The sequence below is a fragment of the Algoriphagus marincola DSM 16067 genome (genome assembly GCF_000429405.1).
Lineage (GTDB): Bacteria > Bacteroidota > Bacteroidia > Cytophagales > Cyclobacteriaceae > Algoriphagus > Algoriphagus marincola.
In genome coordinates this window covers 1-17,647 of the sequence record NZ_AUBU01000014.1, presented here as the reverse complement: position 1 = coordinate 17,647, position 17,647 = coordinate 1, and the positions used below count along the sequence as shown (strand labels likewise).

22 protein-coding genes and 1 pseudogene are annotated in these 17,647 nt (G+C 42.0%); 19 read left to right on the top strand and 4 right to left on the bottom strand.

Features of this window, described 5'->3' with window-relative positions:
- Nucleotides 1–58: 58 nt before the first annotated feature.
- From truA to G457_RS0112975, 7 genes are all read left to right on the top strand, one after another.
- Complete coding sequence (gene truA, locus G457_RS0113005) at nt 59–817, top strand: tRNA pseudouridine(38-40) synthase TruA (protein ID WP_026946871.1); 759 nt, start codon at nt 59–61, stop codon at nt 815–817.
- A gap of 6 nt (nt 818–823) precedes the next feature.
- A complete protein-coding gene (locus tag G457_RS0113000; protein ID WP_026946870.1) occupies nt 824–2,596 on the top strand; it encodes an ABC transporter ATP-binding protein in 1,773 nt (590 codons plus the stop codon).
- A 43-nt stretch (nt 2,597–2,639) separates the two neighbouring features.
- Nucleotides 2,640–3,221 (top strand): hypothetical protein, encoded by a 582-nt coding sequence (locus G457_RS0112995; protein WP_026946869.1) that lies wholly within the window; start codon nt 2,640–2,642, stop codon nt 3,219–3,221.
- 3 nt (nt 3,222–3,224) lie between these two features.
- Nucleotides 3,225–3,746 carry a hypothetical protein gene (locus G457_RS0112990; protein ID WP_051260823.1) on the top strand — a complete coding sequence of 174 codons (522 nt, stop codon included), beginning with the start codon at nt 3,225–3,227 and terminating at the stop codon, nt 3,744–3,746.
- 159 nt (nt 3,747–3,905) lie between these two features.
- A complete protein-coding gene (locus G457_RS0112985) occupies nt 3,906–4,439 on the top strand; it encodes a hypothetical protein (protein ID WP_026946867.1) in 534 nt (177 codons plus the stop codon).
- A 111-nt stretch (nt 4,440–4,550) separates the two neighbouring features.
- Nucleotides 4,551–5,576: a uroporphyrinogen decarboxylase gene (gene hemE / locus G457_RS0112980; protein WP_026946866.1), complete on the top strand. Its 1,026-nt coding sequence runs from the start codon at nt 4,551–4,553 to the stop codon at nt 5,574–5,576.
- A 291-nt stretch (nt 5,577–5,867) separates the two neighbouring features.
- On the top strand, nt 5,868–6,608 hold the full coding sequence (locus tag G457_RS0112975; protein ID WP_026946865.1) for a DUF6733 family protein: 741 nt from the start codon (nt 5,868–5,870) through the stop codon (nt 6,606–6,608).
- Nucleotides 6,609–6,657: 49 nt separating this feature from the next.
- Here G457_RS0112975 and G457_RS0112970 read toward each other — a convergent pair whose 3' ends face one another.
- Nucleotides 6,658–7,455, bottom strand: a complete 798-nt coding sequence (locus tag G457_RS0112970) for an MOSC domain-containing protein (RefSeq protein ID WP_026946864.1) — start codon at nt 7,453–7,455, stop codon at nt 6,658–6,660.
- 401 nt (nt 7,456–7,856) lie between these two features.
- Between G457_RS0112970 and dnaK the strand changes: the two genes are divergently transcribed.
- A complete protein-coding gene (gene dnaK / locus G457_RS0112955; RefSeq protein WP_026946863.1) occupies nt 7,857–9,773 on the top strand; it encodes a molecular chaperone DnaK in 1,917 nt (638 codons plus the stop codon).
- A 77-nt stretch (nt 9,774–9,850) separates the two neighbouring features.
- Nucleotides 9,851–10,225: a co-chaperone GroES gene (locus G457_RS0112950; RefSeq protein WP_026946862.1), complete on the top strand. Its 375-nt coding sequence runs from the start codon at nt 9,851–9,853 to the stop codon at nt 10,223–10,225.
- A 31-nt stretch (nt 10,226–10,256) separates the two neighbouring features.
- On the opposite strand, the gene hemB is transcribed toward G457_RS0112950, so the two are convergent.
- The 3 genes from hemB to rocD form a co-directional block, all read right to left on the bottom strand.
- Nucleotides 10,257–11,225, bottom strand: coding sequence for a porphobilinogen synthase (gene hemB / locus G457_RS0112945; RefSeq protein WP_035483878.1), 969 nt, complete (start codon nt 11,223–11,225; stop codon nt 10,257–10,259).
- A 2-nt stretch (nt 11,226–11,227) separates the two neighbouring features.
- Nucleotides 11,228–11,875 carry an HAD family hydrolase gene (locus tag G457_RS0112940; RefSeq protein ID WP_026946860.1) on the bottom strand — a complete coding sequence of 216 codons (648 nt, stop codon included), beginning with the start codon at nt 11,873–11,875 and terminating at the stop codon, nt 11,228–11,230.
- Nucleotides 11,876–11,943: 68 nt separating this feature from the next.
- Nucleotides 11,944–13,212 carry an ornithine--oxo-acid transaminase gene (rocD, locus tag G457_RS0112935; RefSeq protein WP_026946859.1) on the bottom strand — a complete coding sequence of 423 codons (1,269 nt, stop codon included), beginning with the start codon at nt 13,210–13,212 and terminating at the stop codon, nt 11,944–11,946.
- A 72-nt stretch (nt 13,213–13,284) separates the two neighbouring features.
- On the opposite strand from rocD, the gene G457_RS22900 reads away from it, so the two are divergent.
- From G457_RS22900 to G457_RS0112885, 10 genes and pseudogenes are all read left to right on the top strand, one after another.
- The gene (locus G457_RS22900) at nt 13,285–13,443 is read left to right on the top strand and encodes a DUF5522 domain-containing protein (RefSeq protein ID WP_162142704.1); all 159 of its coding nucleotides are present in this window, start codon (nt 13,285–13,287) and stop codon (nt 13,441–13,443) included.
- A 103-nt stretch (nt 13,444–13,546) separates the two neighbouring features.
- On the top strand, nt 13,547–13,789 hold the full coding sequence (rpmB, locus tag G457_RS0112925; RefSeq protein WP_026946858.1) for a 50S ribosomal protein L28: 243 nt from the start codon (nt 13,547–13,549) through the stop codon (nt 13,787–13,789).
- A 29-nt stretch (nt 13,790–13,818) separates the two neighbouring features.
- Nucleotides 13,819–14,001 carry a 50S ribosomal protein L33 gene (gene rpmG / locus G457_RS0112920; RefSeq protein ID WP_026946857.1) on the top strand — a complete coding sequence of 61 codons (183 nt, stop codon included), beginning with the start codon at nt 13,819–13,821 and terminating at the stop codon, nt 13,999–14,001.
- A gap of 33 nt (nt 14,002–14,034) precedes the next feature.
- Nucleotides 14,035–14,187, top strand: coding sequence for a DUF4295 domain-containing protein (locus tag G457_RS22560; RefSeq protein ID WP_081701440.1), 153 nt, complete (start codon nt 14,035–14,037; stop codon nt 14,185–14,187).
- Between the two features lie 93 nt (nt 14,188–14,280).
- Nucleotides 14,281–15,237 (top strand): signal recognition particle-docking protein FtsY, encoded by a 957-nt coding sequence (gene ftsY, locus G457_RS0112910; RefSeq protein WP_026946856.1) that lies wholly within the window; start codon nt 14,281–14,283, stop codon nt 15,235–15,237.
- Nucleotides 15,238–15,354: 117 nt separating this feature from the next.
- Nucleotides 15,355–16,203, top strand: a complete 849-nt coding sequence (locus G457_RS0112905) for an SPFH domain-containing protein (protein ID WP_026946855.1) — start codon at nt 15,355–15,357, stop codon at nt 16,201–16,203.
- 3 nt (nt 16,204–16,206) lie between these two features.
- Nucleotides 16,207–16,707 carry a hypothetical protein gene (locus G457_RS0112900; protein ID WP_155847153.1) on the top strand — a complete coding sequence of 167 codons (501 nt, stop codon included), beginning with the start codon at nt 16,207–16,209 and terminating at the stop codon, nt 16,705–16,707.
- Nucleotides 16,700–16,873: an Arc family DNA binding domain-containing protein gene (locus G457_RS22555; protein ID WP_081701439.1), complete on the top strand. Its 174-nt coding sequence runs from the start codon at nt 16,700–16,702 to the stop codon at nt 16,871–16,873. Before G457_RS0112900 ends, G457_RS22555 begins: the two co-directional genes overlap by 8 nt.
- Before the next feature lie 66 nt (nt 16,874–16,939).
- Nucleotides 16,940–17,338, top strand: a complete 399-nt coding sequence (locus G457_RS0112890) for a hypothetical protein (protein ID WP_155847152.1) — start codon at nt 16,940–16,942, stop codon at nt 17,336–17,338.
- Between the two features lie 106 nt (nt 17,339–17,444).
- Nucleotides 17,445–17,647 (top strand): annotated as a pseudogene (locus tag G457_RS0112885) (IS256 family transposase); the annotation flags it as partial.

The following is a 17,647-nucleotide window of genomic DNA, read 5'->3' as shown; positions in this document are numbered from 1 at the left end:
ACAAGGATTGAATAAATCTGATATCAGGAATCCTTACGGAATTGTATCTTTGCGGGGTATGAGTCAAAAAAAGCGTTATTTTCTGGAATTAAGCTACCATGGCAAACCCTTTCATGGCTGGCAGATACAGAAAAATGCCTTTTCCGTCCAGGAATCAATCGAATCGGCACTTTCCACTTTCTTTCAAAAACCCACCACCATCATGGGTAGCGGGAGAACGGACACAGGAGTACATGCAAGTCATCAAGTCTGTCATTTTGACTGCGATGTGGCGTTTGAGTCTGAAAGATTGCTGAAAGCGCTGAATGGAATCTTACCAAAAGAAATAGCCATTAAACGGATTCGAGAGGTAGAAAAAGATGCCAATGCCCGCTTTGATGCAATCGAACGTTCCTATTTCTACCGAATTATATTTCAAAAAAGTCCTTTTCAGGATGAGTTGGCCTGGACTCTTTTTGCCAATCCAGATTTAGAAAAAATGAATCTAGGGGCTAATTTTCTTGTAGGCGAGCAGGATTTTGAGGCATTTAGCAAAGTTCATACGGAAGTCAATCACTTCCGCTGTCAAATAAAGAAGGCCTATTGGGAACAAAAAGACGGGGAATTGTTATTCCATATAACCGCTAATCGATTTTTGCGTGGGATGGTACGGGCAATTGTCGGAACTTTGGTAGATATTGGTCTCGGAAAGCGACTTCCAGAGGATATGCCAAAAATCATAGCTTCCAAGGACAGAGCACAAGCAGGTAAAGCTGCACCCGCAAAAGGTTTGTTTTTGTGCAAAGTCATTTATCCCGAGAGCATTTATTTAGATTAAGAAATCTTGAGCTTAGAAAAAGAAAAAACTTCTTCCGGAGAAATTTTAGACACCAAAGTCCTGAAGCAATTGTACCGCTATGTACAGCCCTACAAGTTTCAGTTTTACCTGCTGGTGTTTTTGACCATTTCCTTGGCTTTGTTGGCTCCGACTCGCCCCTATTTCATCCAGGTAGCGATTGATGATTATGTGGCCATTGGGGACAGTGCTGGGCTGGTCCGGATGATCTATATCCTAGTAGGCCTGATGATTTTGCAGGCGATCGTGCAATGGGCCCATACTTTTTATTCAGGCTGGATAGGTCAGGTCATTATCAGAGACCTACGAGTCAAACTCTTCAATCACTTACTGAAACTCAAGTTGAAGTTTTTTGACAATACACCCATTGGAAGGCTGGTTACCCGAAACGTCTCCGATATCGAAACATTGGCAGATGTTTTCAGCGAAGGCCTTGCAGCGATTATCGGTGACTTACTACAGCTTGTGACCATTTTGGGTGTGATGTTTTACATCGACTGGAAGCTCACCTTGGTCAGCTTGTGTACTTTACCGCTGATGATTATTTCGACTTACATCTTCAAGGAGAAAATCAAAGTCACCTTCAACGATGTCCGAAACGCAGTATCTAACCTCAACTCCTTCCTTCAGGAGCACATTACCGGGATGAATATTGTACAAATTTTCAATCGAGAAGAGCGGGAATTTGACAAATTCAAAGAAATCAACCGAGAGCACCGAACGGCACATATTCGCTCGGTACTTTATTATTCTATTTATTTCCCGGTAGCTGAAATCATCCAAGCAATCGGTATCGGCTTGGTAGTTTGGTACGGAGCAGTTGGAGTTTTAGGGATGGAATTGCAGGTAGGAGTATTGATCTCTTTCATCATGTACCTTCAGCTTTTCTTCCGCCCCATTCGGATGATTGCGGATCGATTCAACACCCTACAAATGGGAGTGGTCAGTTCATCTAGGATATTTAAGCTGTTGGACAGTGACGAGTATATTGCAAATGAGGGTGATTTCAAGCCAGAAAAAGTCAAAGGAAATATCCAATTTCAGGACCTCTGGTTTGCCTATGTGGATGAGGACTACGTTTTGAAAAACATCAATTTTGAGGTAAAAAGCGGACAAACTGTTGCTTTGGTTGGTGCCACAGGAGCTGGAAAGTCTTCCGTCATCAATTTGCTTTCACGTTTCTATGAAATCAATAAGGGAGCCATTACCATCGATGGGACTGATATCCGGGATTTTGAATTGGGCACCCTTCGCAAGCACATTGGGGTAGTACTACAAGATGTTTTTCTTTTTTCGAATACCATTTACTACAATATCACCCTTGGCAATCCAAAAATCACCCGTGAGCAAGTCATGGAAGCAGCAGAAATGGTTGGCGCTCGAAAATTCATCGAGCGACTTCCCGGAGGATTAGACTACAATGTGATGGAACGTGGAGCAACCCTCTCGGTTGGTCAGCGCCAATTAATTTCCTTCGTAAGAGCCATGGTGTACAATCCGGAGATCATTATCCTGGATGAGGCGACTAGCTCAGTTGATACTGAAACTGAAGAATTGATTCAGGAATCCATCGAAAAAATGATGAAAGGCCGAACCTCCATCGTAATTGCTCACCGACTTTCTACCATCCAAAAAGCTGATCAAATTATTGTTTTGCACAAAGGAGAGATCATGGAGCAAGGTCGACATGACGAACTTCTGGAAAAAGGAGGATACTACACCCAATTGCATCAAATGCAACTTAAAAGCATGGCAATCTAGCCTGGAATTTGCTTAAATCATCAAAACCAACTAATCATTCATCGTGAGAAACAAATTACTATTGCTTCTTTTTATGCTCCCATTTGCCTCTCTAGCCCAAGAAAGGGGAGCCGGAATCAGACTGGGCGAACCTTTTTCACTGACCTACAAAGATTTCTTTGACGACTATTGGTCTTGGGAAGTCATGCTAGGAAGTGGTGGAGTTAATGGCCCGAGCTACTATCAGCGGGATTTTGAAAACAATCCACCCAACTCCAATGCATTCTATATCGGTCATTCTACCCGTAAAGGCGCCTCTATCCATGGTCGGGTAGCCTATCACGAAGATATCACCGATGCCTTTGACATTACCCAGGGCTATTTGCTAGGATATGGAGGAGCGGGAGTTCAGATACGTACCACTCAAGTCAATTATACCTACAATGTAGGAGATGGAAACGGCAACATATTCTCGGAGGATAGAAGCAACATAGATTTTGGTCCTGAAGTATTTGGAGGAGCTGAATATTACTTGGATGAGTTACCAATTTCGGTTTTTGGTGAGGTAGGACTTTTTGTAGAGCTACTGGACCGTGTCGGCCACATCAAATTCCAAGGCGGGATCGGGGTCCGTTATTTATTCTGATCTATGCAAAAGAGAATAGCAATCTTGGCTGTGGTGATATTTCTCCTCATCGTAGGAGGATATATTGCATTCACATCTTTGGGAGGAAACACACCTATCGAGGTCAGCCTTGTAAATCGATCTCCAGAACCGCTCTCGGGGATTTATTATGTAGGCACTCCGCAGAACCCAGAACTTCAAAGCGTTTTCGAAAAAATTGAGGCAGAAAAATCCTTAAGACCGGGAAGTTTTCTCCATACAATCTATGAAGTAGAACCTGCAGGCAAATTGGACACGATGCGAGTTTTTGTGGGACTGAATCAGCTGCTTTCAGGAGATGATATCCAAGAACGAATATTCCCTGAAAAGAGCTATTTACTCGCCAAAATCAAAGCCAATAAATGGGTAATGCCAGGTCCGGAAAAAGTCAAAGAAAAACTTTTGGCTTTTGCCGACTCAGCAAATCTTGAACTATCAGAATTTTTTATCGATAAGATAGTCTCTGAAAATGAGGTACATGTAATTGCCCCGATTAAGAATGAATAGGTATTTACATTTATTAACAAAACCTATTTTCAAAATTTTCGTGACAAAATCTAAGAACTAAACCAAATAAAATTTTATCAAATCACGGATCATGTCTGTTTCATTACAATAATCTAAGCTGCTACGAGATTTGATAACAGTACGAAAACCACACTAAAAATGAAAAGACTACTAGCAATCATTGGCATCGCAAGCATTTTTGCGTTCCAAGCCTGTGAAGGTCCCATGGGCCCTCCAGGACCTCCCGGACTAGATGGCCTCGATGGTGTAAATATTGTCGGCGAGGCTTTCGAAGTAGAAGTTGACTTTACGGAAGCAAACGATTATAGAGAAATCTTCGAATTTGATCCCGAAATTTTCGAAAGTGATGTGGTACTTGCCTACGTTCTATGGGAGACGAATAATGGGACTCCTATTTGGCGCCCACTTCCCCAAAATATATTCTTTCAAGAAGGTGTGCTGATTTACAATTACGACTTCTCACAATTCGACTTCAGTGTATTCTTAGATGGTCCGATAGATTACAGCCTACTCGCTGATGACTGGACACAAAATCAAATATTCAGAATCATTGTAGTACCAGCTGATTTTGCAGGATCGAGAATTGATTTTAGTGATTACGAAGCCGTGACCAAGTTATTGGAAATTGAGGAAAATGACTTTATTAAGCTTTCTCCCAAACCCAAGCAATAATATTCACTAAACCAACTCCTACCACAAACAGGATTGAAGCCATGCTCTAATCCTGTTTTTTTATGTCCAAAATTTTAAAGGCAAAACGCATTTGCTTCCTATCTTTGCCCTATGCAATTTCAAAATGATCTGCTGCTCCGGGCAGCCAAAGGCGAAAAAGTAGAACGAACACCCGTATGGCTTATGCGACAGGCAGGAAGAATCCTACCTGAGTATCGAGCAGTCCGAGAATCCGTTTCGGGTTTTATAGAATTGGCTCAGACACCTGAGTTGGCGGCGGAGGTTACTATTCAGCCAGTGGATCTACTGGGGGTGGATGCAGCGATTATTTTTTCAGACATTTTGGTGATTCCCGAGGCCATGGGTTTGCCATACGAGATGGTGGAAAAAAGAGGCCCTTGGTTCCCAAATACCGTAAGCTCTGCAGCAGACTTAAAAAATCTTCGGGTAGCAGATGGTGCCAATGACCTCAGTTACGTGATCAAGGCGATCGAAATCACCAAAAAAGAATTGAATGGACGGGTTCCACTCATCGGATTTGCTGGAGCACCATGGACCATTTTTGCCTACATGGTGGAAGGCAGTGGAAGCAAAACTTTCTCTAAGGCTCGGGCCATGCTGTACCGAGAGCCGAAGCTTTCCCATCAACTACTTCAGATGATCACGGACAGCACCATCAATTACTTGAAAGCTCAAATCAAAGCGGGTGCCGACCTTGTCCAAATTTTTGATAGCTGGGCAGGAATCTTGGGACCAGAGCAATACGACGAATTTTCTCTCCAATACATCGCCCAAATCTGTGACGCGATACAAGAAGTTCCCAAAACCGTCTTTGCAAAAGGCGCATTTTTCGCTCGGGAAGCCATGGGCAAGTTGAACTGTGACACAATCGGCTTGGACTGGAATATGGGCATAGCTGAATCCAGAAAAATGATCGGTGCAGACAAAACGCTTCAGGGAAATCTTGATCCAGCAGCACTTTACGGAAATCCCGAGCAGGTACATAAGGCCACCCAAAATATGATGGAGCAATTCAAAGGAAGCAGACACATCGCCAATTTGGGGCATGGCGTCTATCCGGATATAGATCCTGAAATGGTCAAGGTCTTCATCCAAAGCGTCAAGGATTTCCAATAAATTTCTTTCACATATCTAATATCAAACTGTGATTTTTTAATCAGAGCGTGGACCTCTATGCTTTTTTCCATCTCGGATATTGTCTACTTGCTTTTTCTCTTATTCCCAATTCAAAGGTAGAATTATTACGCTTTCCCCAATAAACTCTCAGTCTATTTGAAAAAATATTAACAAAAAGATTGATATTTTATTTTTTGGTATATTTTTGAACCAATATTTCTCATTTTGATAATCTAAAATTAAAATGAGGGTAAAATTCAAACCTATTATATTATCTAAACCTATCAAATCATGAAAAATCAGTTTAAAATGAAACTGAAAGTATTCTACCTTATTCTGGCAGGATACTCGTTGCTGACCTATTCGAATGAAGCCGCTGCTCAGGAAGAAAAGGAATTCAACTTTAGTGCGACCTTGAACTCTGATCAATTCTTCGGGTTCTATCCTACATTTGCGGGATCCTACGGCTTTTCGGACAAAGCCAGCTTTACGTTCTACGGCATTCTTTGGTCTGGTGGTACCGGCGGGGGCTGGGGCAATTGGACTGAATTCGGTGTAGGAGCCAACTTCACAGCCACTGAAGGCCTGGATATCAATCCACAGATTGGTATTTTAGGCGGGAACTTGTTGAGTTCAGGAACAGCTGGCCCGGCAGTATTCGGTGATGGAATTGTCCCTAATTTGACAGTCAATCTCAACAAAGCAAAAACTGAAGGACAACTTTATTTTGGCTACTACGCGCCACTTCGAGATGAGACCTTCGCTGATGGTACCACACTAGCCTACATTCACTATTGGGTGAACTTTGGGTTCAAGGCCAGTGACTTCTTCTCCATCGGTGCTCACTATGAGCATTTGATCAATTCGGGCGGATCCAATGTCGCTACCTCCACGGATGTCTATCAATGGTTAGGTCCATATGTGCAATTCGCTGATCCCAAAGGCGGTCCCTTTGCGCGCTTTTCATTCGGAACAGACCTGGTCGAAGGGAATGACTCCTTCTTTAAGTTGACAACTGGATTTTCTTTCTAGGAATCATTAAGTAAAACCAAAAAAAGAGTCGATCAATTCTGGTCGACTCTTAATTTAAAATTTCGATTTTGTCCCCTATACGGACTACTCCCTCGCCTAGCGCCACCATATTTTGTCCAAAAAGCACCTTATTACCTACCGTTCGGTAGCTTGCCAAAGTTTTTAATGGCTCCTTGCTAGTTTCAGCTGTATTTTGATTCACGGTCGTCATCACACAGCGCGCGCAAGGCTTGACTATTTGGAAAGCCACATCCCCGATTTGGATTTTTTGAAGAGAATCTTCCTGGAAAGCCTCTCCTCCGGAAAAAACAATATTTGGCCGAAATCTATCCATGGGTACGGGTTGCTCCAATCGACGATTCAAGTCTTCCAATGACTCTTGACCGATTAATAAATAAGGCATTCCATCCGCAAAACTGACCGCTTCTGCATTGACAGCATATTTGGGGCTCACTGCTCGTCTGGTAGATTCAGGCATGATAACCAGCCTAACTTCTTTATCTAAAAATTCCGAAAACCATTGATCATATTGCTCGGCAAGTAACCTAGCTTTCATCGTATCATCCCAGACTACCACAGAAACTTCTTCCCCCGGCGCCAAAGCATAGGGAATAAGAATGGAGTCATGTTGACGCTTCTTTTGATAGACCAAAAGTCCCTCAGGGGTGAGTTCCACTCCAAGTAGAGCAAGCTTAGGATAGGTTCTTTGCGATACAAAAAGTCCTTCTGAATCGATCAGCATCCACCTCCGGTCATATTTAAACCCCTTTTCTTCAACCTCAGCTTGATCCAAGCGGATACCACCCAAGGACTTGATCGGATAGATGAAAATATCTTGCACTACCATAGAATTCTAGCTATTTATTCCTACCCTGAAAGATACTGGGAAGTTTGGAGAAACTTCAATAAAACCACTGGAAGAGAAACAAGACAAGACCTGTCCTGTAAACCAAGCTAAAACCCAATAGTACAAAGACAATCAAAAACCACCGAAGCCGATCCTGATTATTTTTATTATCAAAAAAACCTCTCATGACCAATAGATGCAGTCTAGATCATCAAAGTTGCATCGAAGGAAGAAAAAATCTGTCAGGAAAAATCAGCCACTGTGCCAATATGCAGGAAAAGTCAGGAATCCACCCACATAAAATCTGACATTGTGACACAAAAATCTCAAAAACCCGGGATGGCATACGCATTGATTCAATGGAATTAAATCAAAAAAGCAACTAAATAAAATTTATAATCATGGGAAAAATTATAGGCATTGACTTGGGTACCACCAACTCCTGCGTAGCCGTGATGGAGGGAAATGAACCTGTAGTCATCCAAAACAGTGAAGGAAGAAGAACCACACCATCAATTGTGGCTTTTCTTGACAATGGAAATGGAGAACGAAAAGTAGGTGATCCTGCCAAGCGTCAGGCTATTACCAACCCTGCCAATACGATTTCATCTGTGAAGCGATTCATGGGTAAAAAGTTTTCTGAAGTTTCTGAAGAAAAAAAGCATGCTTCCTATAAAGTAGAGCAAGGCTCAAATGACACGGTAGCCATCAAAATCGGTGATCGTTCTTATACTCCACAGGAACTTTCTGCGATGATCCTTCAAAAAATGAAGAGCACTGCGGAAGATTTCTTGGGTCAAGAAGTGACTGAGGCGGTAATTACTGTACCGGCTTACTTTAACGATTCCGAGCGTCAAGCAACAAAAGAAGCCGGACAAATTGCCGGATTGGAAGTGAAGCGTATCATCAACGAGCCAACTGCAGCAGCATTGGCATACGGGATGGACAAGAAAAATCAGGATATGAAAATCGCTGTGTATGACCTTGGTGGTGGTACATTTGATATTTCTATCCTTGAGCTGGGTGATGGAGTATTTGAAGTGAAGTCTACCAATGGTGATGTACACTTGGGCGGTGATGACTTCGATCAAGTGATTATCAACTGGCTAGCTGACGAATTCAAAGCAGAGGAACAAATTGACTTGAGACAAGATCCAATGGCTCTTCAAAGACTTAAAGAGGCTGCAGAGAAAGCTAAAATCGAACTTTCGAGCTCTTCTTCCACTGAGATCAACTTGCCTTACATCACTGCAACTCAGACTGGTCCAAAACACTTGGTACGCAATCTTTCTAGAGCAAAGTTTGAACAGCTGTCCGAAGATTTGGTAAGAAGAAGTATGGAACCTTGTAAGAAGGCGCTTCAGGATGCTGGATTGAGTGCTTCCGATATCGATGAAGTAATCCTAGTGGGTGGTTCTACGCGAATCCCTAAAATCCAGGAAGAAGTAGAAAAATTCTTCGGCAAGAAGCCATCTAAAGGTGTAAACCCTGATGAGGTAGTAGCTATCGGAGCAGCTATCCAAGGTGGTGTCTTGACAGGTGAAGTGAAGGACGTGCTTCTATTGGATGTCACTCCTCTATCACTTGGTATTGAAACCATGGGCGGAGTGATGACCAAACTTATCGAGGCTAATACGACTATCCCTACCAAAAAATCTGAAGTATTCTCGACAGCTGCTGATAATCAGCCTGCTGTAGATATACATGTGCTACAAGGTGAAAGACCGCTAGCGAAGGACAACCGTACAATCGGTAGATTCCAACTAGCAGATATTCCACCAGCACCACGTGGTGTACCTCAGATCGAAGTGACCTTTGATATCGATGCCAATGGTATTCTAAATGTATCTGCAAAAGATAAAGGAACCGGCAAAGAGCAAAAAATCAAGATCGAGGCATCTTCTGGACTTTCTCAGGAAGATATCGACCGAATGAAGAAAGAAGCAGAAGCAAATGCTGCAACAGATAAAGCTGAAAAAGAGAAAATCGAAAAGCTGAATCAAGCTGACAGCTTGGTGTTCCAGACAGAAAAGCAGTTGAAGGAATACGGAGACAAGCTTTCCGAAGGTAACAAAACAGCTATCTCCGGAGCTTTGGATCAGTTGAAAGCAGCACATCAAGCTCAGGATTTGGGAGCAATCGACTCTGGGATGGAAGCTCTAAACAAAGCTTGGGAAGCAGCTTCTCAGGAAATCTATAACGCAACTCAAGGTGCAGGTGCACAGCCAGGAGCTGATGCAGGTGCCGGAGCCTCTGCCGAAAGCGGAGATGGAGTTTCTGACGTAGATTACGAAGAGGTAAGCGAAGACAAAAAATAATCAAAGCTAAACCAATAAAAGATGGCATCTGTATACAGTACAGGTGCCTCTTTTTTTGATTCAAATACCGATCTTCTATGCAACTGACAGCCGACAATAAATTGAAAAAAATAATAGTGGTTGGAGACCGGGTTCTGATCCGCCTCAAAAAGCCCAATGAAAAAACCTCCTCCGGACTCTACCTTCCTCCAGGAGTGCATGAGAAAGAAAAGGTTCAGCAAGGCTATATCATCAAAGCTGGTCCCGGATATCCGATTCCGATGCCTGTAGACGATCACGAGCCTTGGATGGACAGTGAAGAAAAGGTGAAATACGTACCACTTCAGGCAAAAGAAGGTGATTTAGCCATCTTTCTACTCTCAGGAGCACATGAGGTGATGTACGAGGGAGAGAAATACTATATCGTTTCGCAAGGAGCTATTTTGATGCTAGAGCGAGAGCAAGACTTATAAAAAAAGAGGCTTTTGAGCCTCTTTTTTGTTTTTATTTAAGAGAAGCAAACTCTTTGGCAAAGTAGGTCAATATGATTTTTGCCCCTGCACGCTTAATAGATGTCAGAACTTCTAGCATAGCTCGTTCTCCATCTATCCAGCCTTTTTCTGCTGAGGCCTTGATCATGCTATATTCACCGGAGACATTATAGGCAGCTATTGGTAGCGGGAAATTGTCTTGAAGAAGTTTAATAATGTCCAAATAACTCAGGGCAGGCTTCACCATCAAAAAATCAGCACCTTCCTCCATATCCAAATCTGCCTCAATTAAGGCTTCTTGACTATTTGCAGGATTCATTTGATAGGTCTTCTTGTCTCCAAACTTCGGAGCGGAATCCAAGGCATCCCGAAACGGTCCGTAAAAAGCACTGGCATACTTAGCCGTGTAAGACATGATCGAAACATCAGTGAATCCATGACTGTCCAACTCTTCGCGGATATAGCCTACACGACCATCCATCATATCAGAAGGACCTAAAATATCCACTCCGGCATCAGCCTGAGCCAAGGACATTTTGGCTAAAATCTCCAAAGTCTCGTCATTCAGGATTTTTCCATTCTGCACGATCCCATCATGACCGTCAGAGCTATACGGATCCATGGCGACATCCGACATCAAGCAGATTTCAGGAAACTCCTTTTTGATCGCACGAAGCCCTTGAAGATAAAATGTCTCCGGATTGTGGCTTTCCTTAGCAAAGGGATCTTTTAATGACTCCGGATAAGCCGGAAAAACATCAAAAGCCTGGATCCCCAGCTTTAGACATGACTCAATTTCCAAAAGCATTTGATCTATCGAAAATCGATAAATCCCGGGCATGGAATCCACCTCGATTTTCTTCTTCTGACCATCAATTAGGAAAAGAGGAAAGATCAAGTCTTTAGTGCTCAAAGATGTTTCTTCCACCAATTCACGAACTGATGCTGATTTTCGGTTTCTTCTTGGTCTACGGTATTGCATAATTATAGCGAATGAATTGCTTCGAATGAAAGTTTAGAATAATCCTCGATATATAAGTCACAGGTTGGCAAATCCTCTTTACCATGCGATGAAAGTACTCCAACCACTTTCATTCCTGCATTTTTTGCTGCCATGACTCCTGAGAAAGAATCCTCAAACACCACGCACCTATCCGGAGCTACTTCCAACTTGGACGCACTTTTTAAATATACTTCGGGGTCGGGTTTGTGTTTATTTACATGCTCGCTGGCAAAAGTAGATTCGAAGTGAGGGAATAAATTCAATTTCCCTGCAATCAATTCCAAGTTGAGTAAAGGAGCAGAAGTTGCTACACCAGTCTTAAAATTATTGGATTTCAGCATTGTCAAGAATTCCAAAAATCCAGGAATTGGGTCAATATGATGCTGATAAATCTCTCTGAAAAGCCCCTCTTTTTCATCTTCCAGTTCCAAAAGTTCTTGACCTTCAATTTTCCTACCCAAAAAATGGCTCAGAATGTAGGAGTTGTTTTTCCCATACATATGCTGAGCAAATTCCTCCTCGGTGGGGTATACATTTCTTTTCTCGAAAAAAATCCTAAACGCTTTAGAATGGTATGGATTGGTGTGACATATAACCCCATCCATGTCGAAAATCACTGCTTGATTCATACTATTTTAAAAGAAAGGCCGCCATTCTTATCGAACAAAGCGGCCTTAGCATTTGATCTTTTATTCAATTAATTAAACTCGGCAATTACTCGCTCGATAATATCACAGCATTCATGAAGCTGCTCTTCAGTCATCACAAGCGGCGGAGCAAATCGAATAATATTCCCATGGGTTGGCTTAGCCAATAAACCATTCTCTGCAAGCTTTATACAAATATCCCAAGCAGTAGAACTATCCTCTGAATCGTTGATAACGACGGCATTAAGTAGCCCTTTGCCCCTCACTAGCTTGGCGATTGGGAATTTATCCACCATTTTTTGCATACGATCTCGGAAAATCTGTCCCAGTTTTCGAGCATTTTGAGCTAGTTTCTCATCCCTCACCACTTCAAGGGCTGCCATAGCTACTTTAGTACCGAGAGGATTACCACCAAAAGTGGATCCATGCTGTCCTGGCTTGATGACATCCATGACATCTCGATCTGCCAATACTGCAGAAACAGGATAAAAACCTCCCGAGATAGCTTTCCCTAGAATCAACATGTCTGGTTTGGTGTACGTGGACTGACGCTCACAGTGACCTTCACAGCTACAATTCCCACAGACTGCCAATAATGAGCCAGTGCGGGCAATACCTGTTTGGATTTCGTCTGCTATGAAAAGCACATTTTTCTCCTTACAAGCCTCTTTGGACTTTCGGATGAAATCTTCCGAAGGAGTATATACTCCAGCTTCCCCTTGAATTGGCTCGACCAAAAATGCAACAACTTCGGGGTCTTGAAGTGCCTCTTTTAGAGCATTGACGTCATCATACGGAATCTTTATAAATCCCGCTGTGTAGGGACCAAAGTTCTTTCGCGCATTAGCATCATTAGAGAATGAAATGATGGTCGTCGTCCGGCCATGGAAGTTGTTTTCTGCAACAATAATTTTGGCTCGGTTTTCATCAACTCCCTTTCGCTCGTAGCCCCACTTTCGAGCAATTTTGATAGCGGTCTCCACTCCTTCAGCCCCCGTATTCATCGGTAGGACTTTTTCAAAGCCGAAGTACTCGGTGATATACTTTTCAAACGGCCCTAATACATCATTATAAAATGCTCTAGAGGTAAGCGTCAAAGTACCCGCTTGCTCGATTAGAGCATCCTTGATCCTAGGATGACAGTGTCCTTGATTGACCGCCGAATAAGCCGATAGAAAATCATAATATCTTTTTCCTTCTACATCCCAAAGAAAAACACCTTCCCCCTTTGTCAATACTACGGGCAGTGGATGATAATTATGAGCACCGTATTGGTCTTCAAGTTGGATTGCCTGCTTACTGGAAGTGATGGTCTGCATATCTTTTAGTAATTTTGGGATTGTATTAGAATTAGAAAGTTCAAATATACAAAATGCCCTTTTGCCCACGGAATGAAACCTGAAAAGAAAGCTAGCAATCCTCCTTCTTTAGAGCCCGGAGATTATTATTTCAATGAGCAGGGCTTGATGGTTTTTACAGAGAAATACCATCTCAAGCGGGGCTATTGTTGCGGAAGTGGGTGTAAGCATTGTCCTTTTCCAAAAAGCTGAGGATTTAACCAGAATATTTTCAGGGGCTTTATTGCTTATTCGCAAAAAGTTCCGATATTTGCAGACCAATTACAGAAACGCACATCCATTACGATACTGAATCATGGCAAAAGTTTGCGACATTACCGGAAAAAGACCTCAAGTGGGTAACAATGTGTCCCATGCTAATAACAAAACCAAGCGTAGATTTTATCCAAATCTACACAAGAAGACCTTCTACGTACCAGAAGAAGATGCTTGGATCACATTGAAAGTTAGCTCCAAGGCATTGAAGACGATCAACAAAAAAGGTATCTCTGCAGTATTGAAAGAAGCTCAGAACAAAGGGATGATCGTTATCAAATAATCATATCTCAGCGATAAACATTTAGAAAGATGGCTAAGAAAGGAAATAGAGTTCAGGTGATTTTGGAGTGCACAGAGCACAAGACATCCGGAATGCCAGGTACTTCTCGGTATATCACGACCAAGAACAGAAAGAATACAACAGAGCGATTGGAATTGAAAAAATTCAATCCTATTCTTAAGCGTGTGACCGTACACAAAGAAATTAAGTAATTCACAAGGAGCAATCCCTAACCCATATTCATCATGGCAAAGAAAGTAGTAGCAACCCTGAAAAAAGAAGGTGGTGTGACTTACGCCAAAGTAATCCGTGCTGTCAAGTCTGACAAAACCGGTGCTTATACCTTTAAAGAAGAAATGGTCCCTAGCACACTCGTGCAGGATACGTTGAAAAAATAAGTTGCCATCAGGCATATTTCATAGCAAAGTCCCTCTGTACTTCGGTCAGTAGGGACTTTTTTAGTATTTTTCAATTCATACAATCGAATCAACATGGGAATCTTTGGTTTTTTCTCAAAAGAAAAAAAAGAAAGCTTAGATCAAGGACTTCAAAAGTCGAGTCAATCCATCTTTTCAAAACTCAGTAAGGCAGTCGTAGGGAAATCCAAGGTGGACGAGGAGATCCTTGACGAACTCGAAGAGGTATTGATCACTTCCGATGTAGGAGTGGATACGACCATCAAAATCATCGAGCGGATCGAAGAAAGGGTAGCTCGTGACAAATATGTCAATACGGAGGAACTTGACACCATTCTCCGAGAAGAAATCATTGGGCTTTTGGAAGAAAATCAATCCCAAGACTTTTTAGATTTTGACATTCCTCAAGATAAAAAGCCCTACGTCATCATGGTGGTTGGAGTCAATGGTGTTGGGAAAACTACCACAATAGGAAAATTAGCCAGCCTATTCAAAAATGCCGGAAAATCAGTGGTATTGGGCGCAGCCGATACTTTTCGTGCTGCGGCAGTGGACCAATTGATTTTATGGGGAAACAGAGTAGGTGTACCGGTAGTTTCTCATGGCATGAATACGGATCCAGCTTCCGTAGCTTTTGATACGGTCAAAAAAGGAAAGGAAGAAAATGCAGACGTAATCATCATTGACACCGCAGGAAGACTACATACCAAGGTAAACCTGATGAATGAGCTTACCAAAATCAAGCGGGTGATGCAAAAATTCATCCCTGATGCTCCGCATGAGATACTATTGGTGCTCGATGGATCAACAGGTCAAAATGCTTTTATCCAAGCAAAGGAGTTTACTAAAGCCACCGAAGTCACTTCTCTTGCCATCACCAAACTAGACGGCACAGCAAAAGGTGGCGTAGTCATCGGGATTTCTGATCAATTTAAAATCCCAGTAAAATATATCGGTGTAGGAGAAAAAGTAACTGACTTACAACTGTTTAACCGAAAGGAGTTTGTAGATTCTCTTTTCTCGAAGAAGTAATTTTGCCCTTCAGACAAGCTATAAATCCCCGTTTTGGGGATTTTTTTTTGCCAAAATTTGAACCTTAAATTTTTTTTAGCGTAATTCAATGTGATATCAATTTAATATCATACTGAAATGGAAAAAATAACGAAACCCATCACTGGCTATTTGATCATCTTAATTGATCTTTTGATGATCCCGGCTGCAGTTTTCTCATTCCTCAATGAAATGCCGATTCTCGGAGTAATCTGCATTTTTCTTTTGATTTTGATCATTCCAGGCTTTTTCATCGTGGAGCCAAACAAATCCATGGTATTACTTCTCTTTGGTGAATACAAAGGGACCGTCAAAGCCAATGGCTTTTTCTGGGTAAACCCTTTTATGACCAAAAAGAAGATCTCTTTGAGAGTTAGAAACTTCGAAAACAAACCTTTGAAGGTTAATGACAAAATCGGTAATCCCGTCATGGTCGGAACTATCGTGGTGTGGCAAGTGGAAGATACTTTCAAAGCCACTTTTGATGTAGAAGACTATGAAAATTTCGTCCATCTCCAATCCGATGCAGCAGTTCGGAAAATGGCTGGACTTTATCCTTATGATAATTTCGAAGATGAAGATGCCGAGATCACACTTCGATCTGGGGTCGAGGAAGTGAATCAGTCCCTAGAGGAGGAAATATCTGAAAGACTACACCATGCTGGTATTAAAGTAATCGAAGCCAGAATTTCCCACCTTGCCTATGCATCTGAAATCGCATCGGCCATGCTACAAAGACAGCAAGCAACCGCAATTGTAGCAGCAAGACAAAAAATTGTAGAGGGTGCGGTTGGAATGGTTGAAATGGCACTCGAGGACTTAAAAGTCAAAGACATTATTGAATTTGATGAGGAGAAAAAAGCAACCATGGTGTCTAACCTGATGGTAGTTCTTTGCTCTGACAAGAGTGCAAGCCCAGTATTAAATGTTGGTACCCTGAATCAATAAGTCATGGCACATCAAATATTTCAGGAAAGCCAGAGTTATCGGGGCACTTGGATTATGTATTTGTTGCTCATGACTGAGTTACCCATCATTGTATTGGTACTTGTAATCATGCAGACCACTGATTCAGACCCGAATGAAACAGCTATGGGGATGGCAATATTGGTTGGAGTGTCTGCTTTAGTCTTTATTCTGATGATGGCTATTCGCCTAGAAAGTAGAATAGACGAAAAAGGGGTCCATTATCGATTTTCTCCTTTTATCAATAAATGGAGAACGCTTCCAAAATCTCAAATCAGGAGCCTGAAAGTAATCAATTACTCGCCTTTGACGGATTATGGAGGTTGGGGAATCAAAGGAAATAAAACAACAAAAGCCTTTAGCATCATTGGTGATATGGGGCTTCTAATAGACACAGGTGAGAAAAAGAAAATAATGATTGGTACTCGAAAAGAATCCGAACTAAAGGCTTTTCTAAGATACTGGCAGGAGGAAAATAATGAGTAAGAAAAAGGCTTTTGCACTACGAATTAATGAGGATACCATGCAAGCGATTGAGAAATGGGCTGCGGATGAATTCCGCAGCACCAACGGTCAGCTGGAATGGATTATTCGTGGGGCACTCAAAAAAGCCGGGAGATTACCCAAAAACCATAAGTCACCCGAGGAATGAATTTTACCTGCTTTTTTATTTGATTGATGAATTTTGTAATTTATCATAAACTAACCAATGGAAATTATGAAACGATTTATCCAACTCATACTGCCCCTTTTTCTTTTGACATTATTTGCAGTGCCCCAATTGGTACATGCTCAGAAATCAGAAATGACTAAGGAAGAAAAAGTTGCTGCCAAAGAAGAGCAAAAAGCAATGAAAGCGAAGGCCAATTATGAAAAGGCTAAAGAATCACTTGCTAAAAACGAGGAGAAACTCGCCAAAATGAAGGAAAAGCTTGAGAAGAGCAGAGCAAAATTTGATAAGAGTAATACGGGGGGTAAACTTTCTCCAAATGATGTTGCAAAATTGACTAAGAAAATTCAAAAAGAGGAAAAATCAATCGAAAAGCTCGAAAAAGACATTGAAAAACTAAAAGAAGAAATAGCTGAATATGAAGAAGAAGGGGTAGTGTCCCGATAAGTGTGTAAATGGTAGGAAAAGTTATTCTGGAATTTTTGGGCCCTTTGAAAGGCCAGGAAAAATTACGGAAATAACTTTTTCGGGGTACCTTCACACACTTAAAGCTATGAAAAAAGAAGATGCATTCAGCGAGGAATTCCTCAAGCAGTTCAAAAACGGAGAAGAGCTCTATGCTTTTCTCGGCCAACTTCAAAAACGGGGCGTAGAAGCCATCCTCGAAGGAGAGATGGATAATCACCTGGGCTATGAAAAACACGGGGAGTCCACCGGGGATAATACCCGGAACGGCCACAGCAGGAAGAAACTTCG

Coding starts and splice junctions, on each gene's coding strand:
- truA (WP_026946871.1), top strand. CDS start 59: ATGAGTCAAAAAAAGCGTTATTTTCTGGAATTAAGCTACCATGGCAAA.
- G457_RS0112990 (WP_051260823.1), top strand. CDS start 3,225: ATGCAAAAGAGAATAGCAATCTTGGCTGTGGTGATATTTCTCCTCATC.
- G457_RS0112985 (WP_026946867.1), top strand. CDS start 3,906: ATGAAAAGACTACTAGCAATCATTGGCATCGCAAGCATTTTTGCGTTC.
- hemE (WP_026946866.1), top strand. CDS start 4,551: ATGCAATTTCAAAATGATCTGCTGCTCCGGGCAGCCAAAGGCGAAAAA.
- G457_RS0112975 (WP_026946865.1), top strand. CDS start 5,868: ATGAAAAATCAGTTTAAAATGAAACTGAAAGTATTCTACCTTATTCTG.
- G457_RS0112970 (WP_026946864.1), bottom strand. CDS start 7,455: ATGGTAGTGCAAGATATTTTCATCTATCCGATCAAGTCCTTGGGTGGT.
- dnaK (WP_026946863.1), top strand. CDS start 7,857: ATGGGAAAAATTATAGGCATTGACTTGGGTACCACCAACTCCTGCGTA.
- G457_RS0112950 (WP_026946862.1), top strand. CDS start 9,851: ATGCAACTGACAGCCGACAATAAATTGAAAAAAATAATAGTGGTTGGA.
- hemB (WP_035483878.1), bottom strand. CDS start 11,225: ATGCAATACCGTAGACCAAGAAGAAACCGAAAATCAGCATCAGTTCGT.
- G457_RS0112940 (WP_026946860.1), bottom strand. CDS start 11,875: ATGAATCAAGCAGTGATTTTCGACATGGATGGGGTTATATGTCACACC.
- rocD (WP_026946859.1), bottom strand. CDS start 13,212: ATGCAGACCATCACTTCCAGTAAGCAGGCAATCCAACTTGAAGACCAA.
- G457_RS22900 (WP_162142704.1), top strand. CDS start 13,285: ATGAAACCTGAAAAGAAAGCTAGCAATCCTCCTTCTTTAGAGCCCGGA.
- rpmB (WP_026946858.1), top strand. CDS start 13,547: ATGGCAAAAGTTTGCGACATTACCGGAAAAAGACCTCAAGTGGGTAAC.
- rpmG (WP_026946857.1), top strand. CDS start 13,819: ATGGCTAAGAAAGGAAATAGAGTTCAGGTGATTTTGGAGTGCACAGAG.
- G457_RS22560 (WP_081701440.1), top strand. CDS start 14,035: ATGGCAAAGAAAGTAGTAGCAACCCTGAAAAAAGAAGGTGGTGTGACT.
- ftsY (WP_026946856.1), top strand. CDS start 14,281: ATGGGAATCTTTGGTTTTTTCTCAAAAGAAAAAAAAGAAAGCTTAGAT.
- G457_RS0112905 (WP_026946855.1), top strand. CDS start 15,355: ATGGAAAAAATAACGAAACCCATCACTGGCTATTTGATCATCTTAATT.
- G457_RS0112900 (WP_155847153.1), top strand. CDS start 16,207: ATGGCACATCAAATATTTCAGGAAAGCCAGAGTTATCGGGGCACTTGG.
- G457_RS22555 (WP_081701439.1), top strand. CDS start 16,700: ATGAGTAAGAAAAAGGCTTTTGCACTACGAATTAATGAGGATACCATG.
- G457_RS0112890 (WP_155847152.1), top strand. CDS start 16,940: ATGAAACGATTTATCCAACTCATACTGCCCCTTTTTCTTTTGACATTA.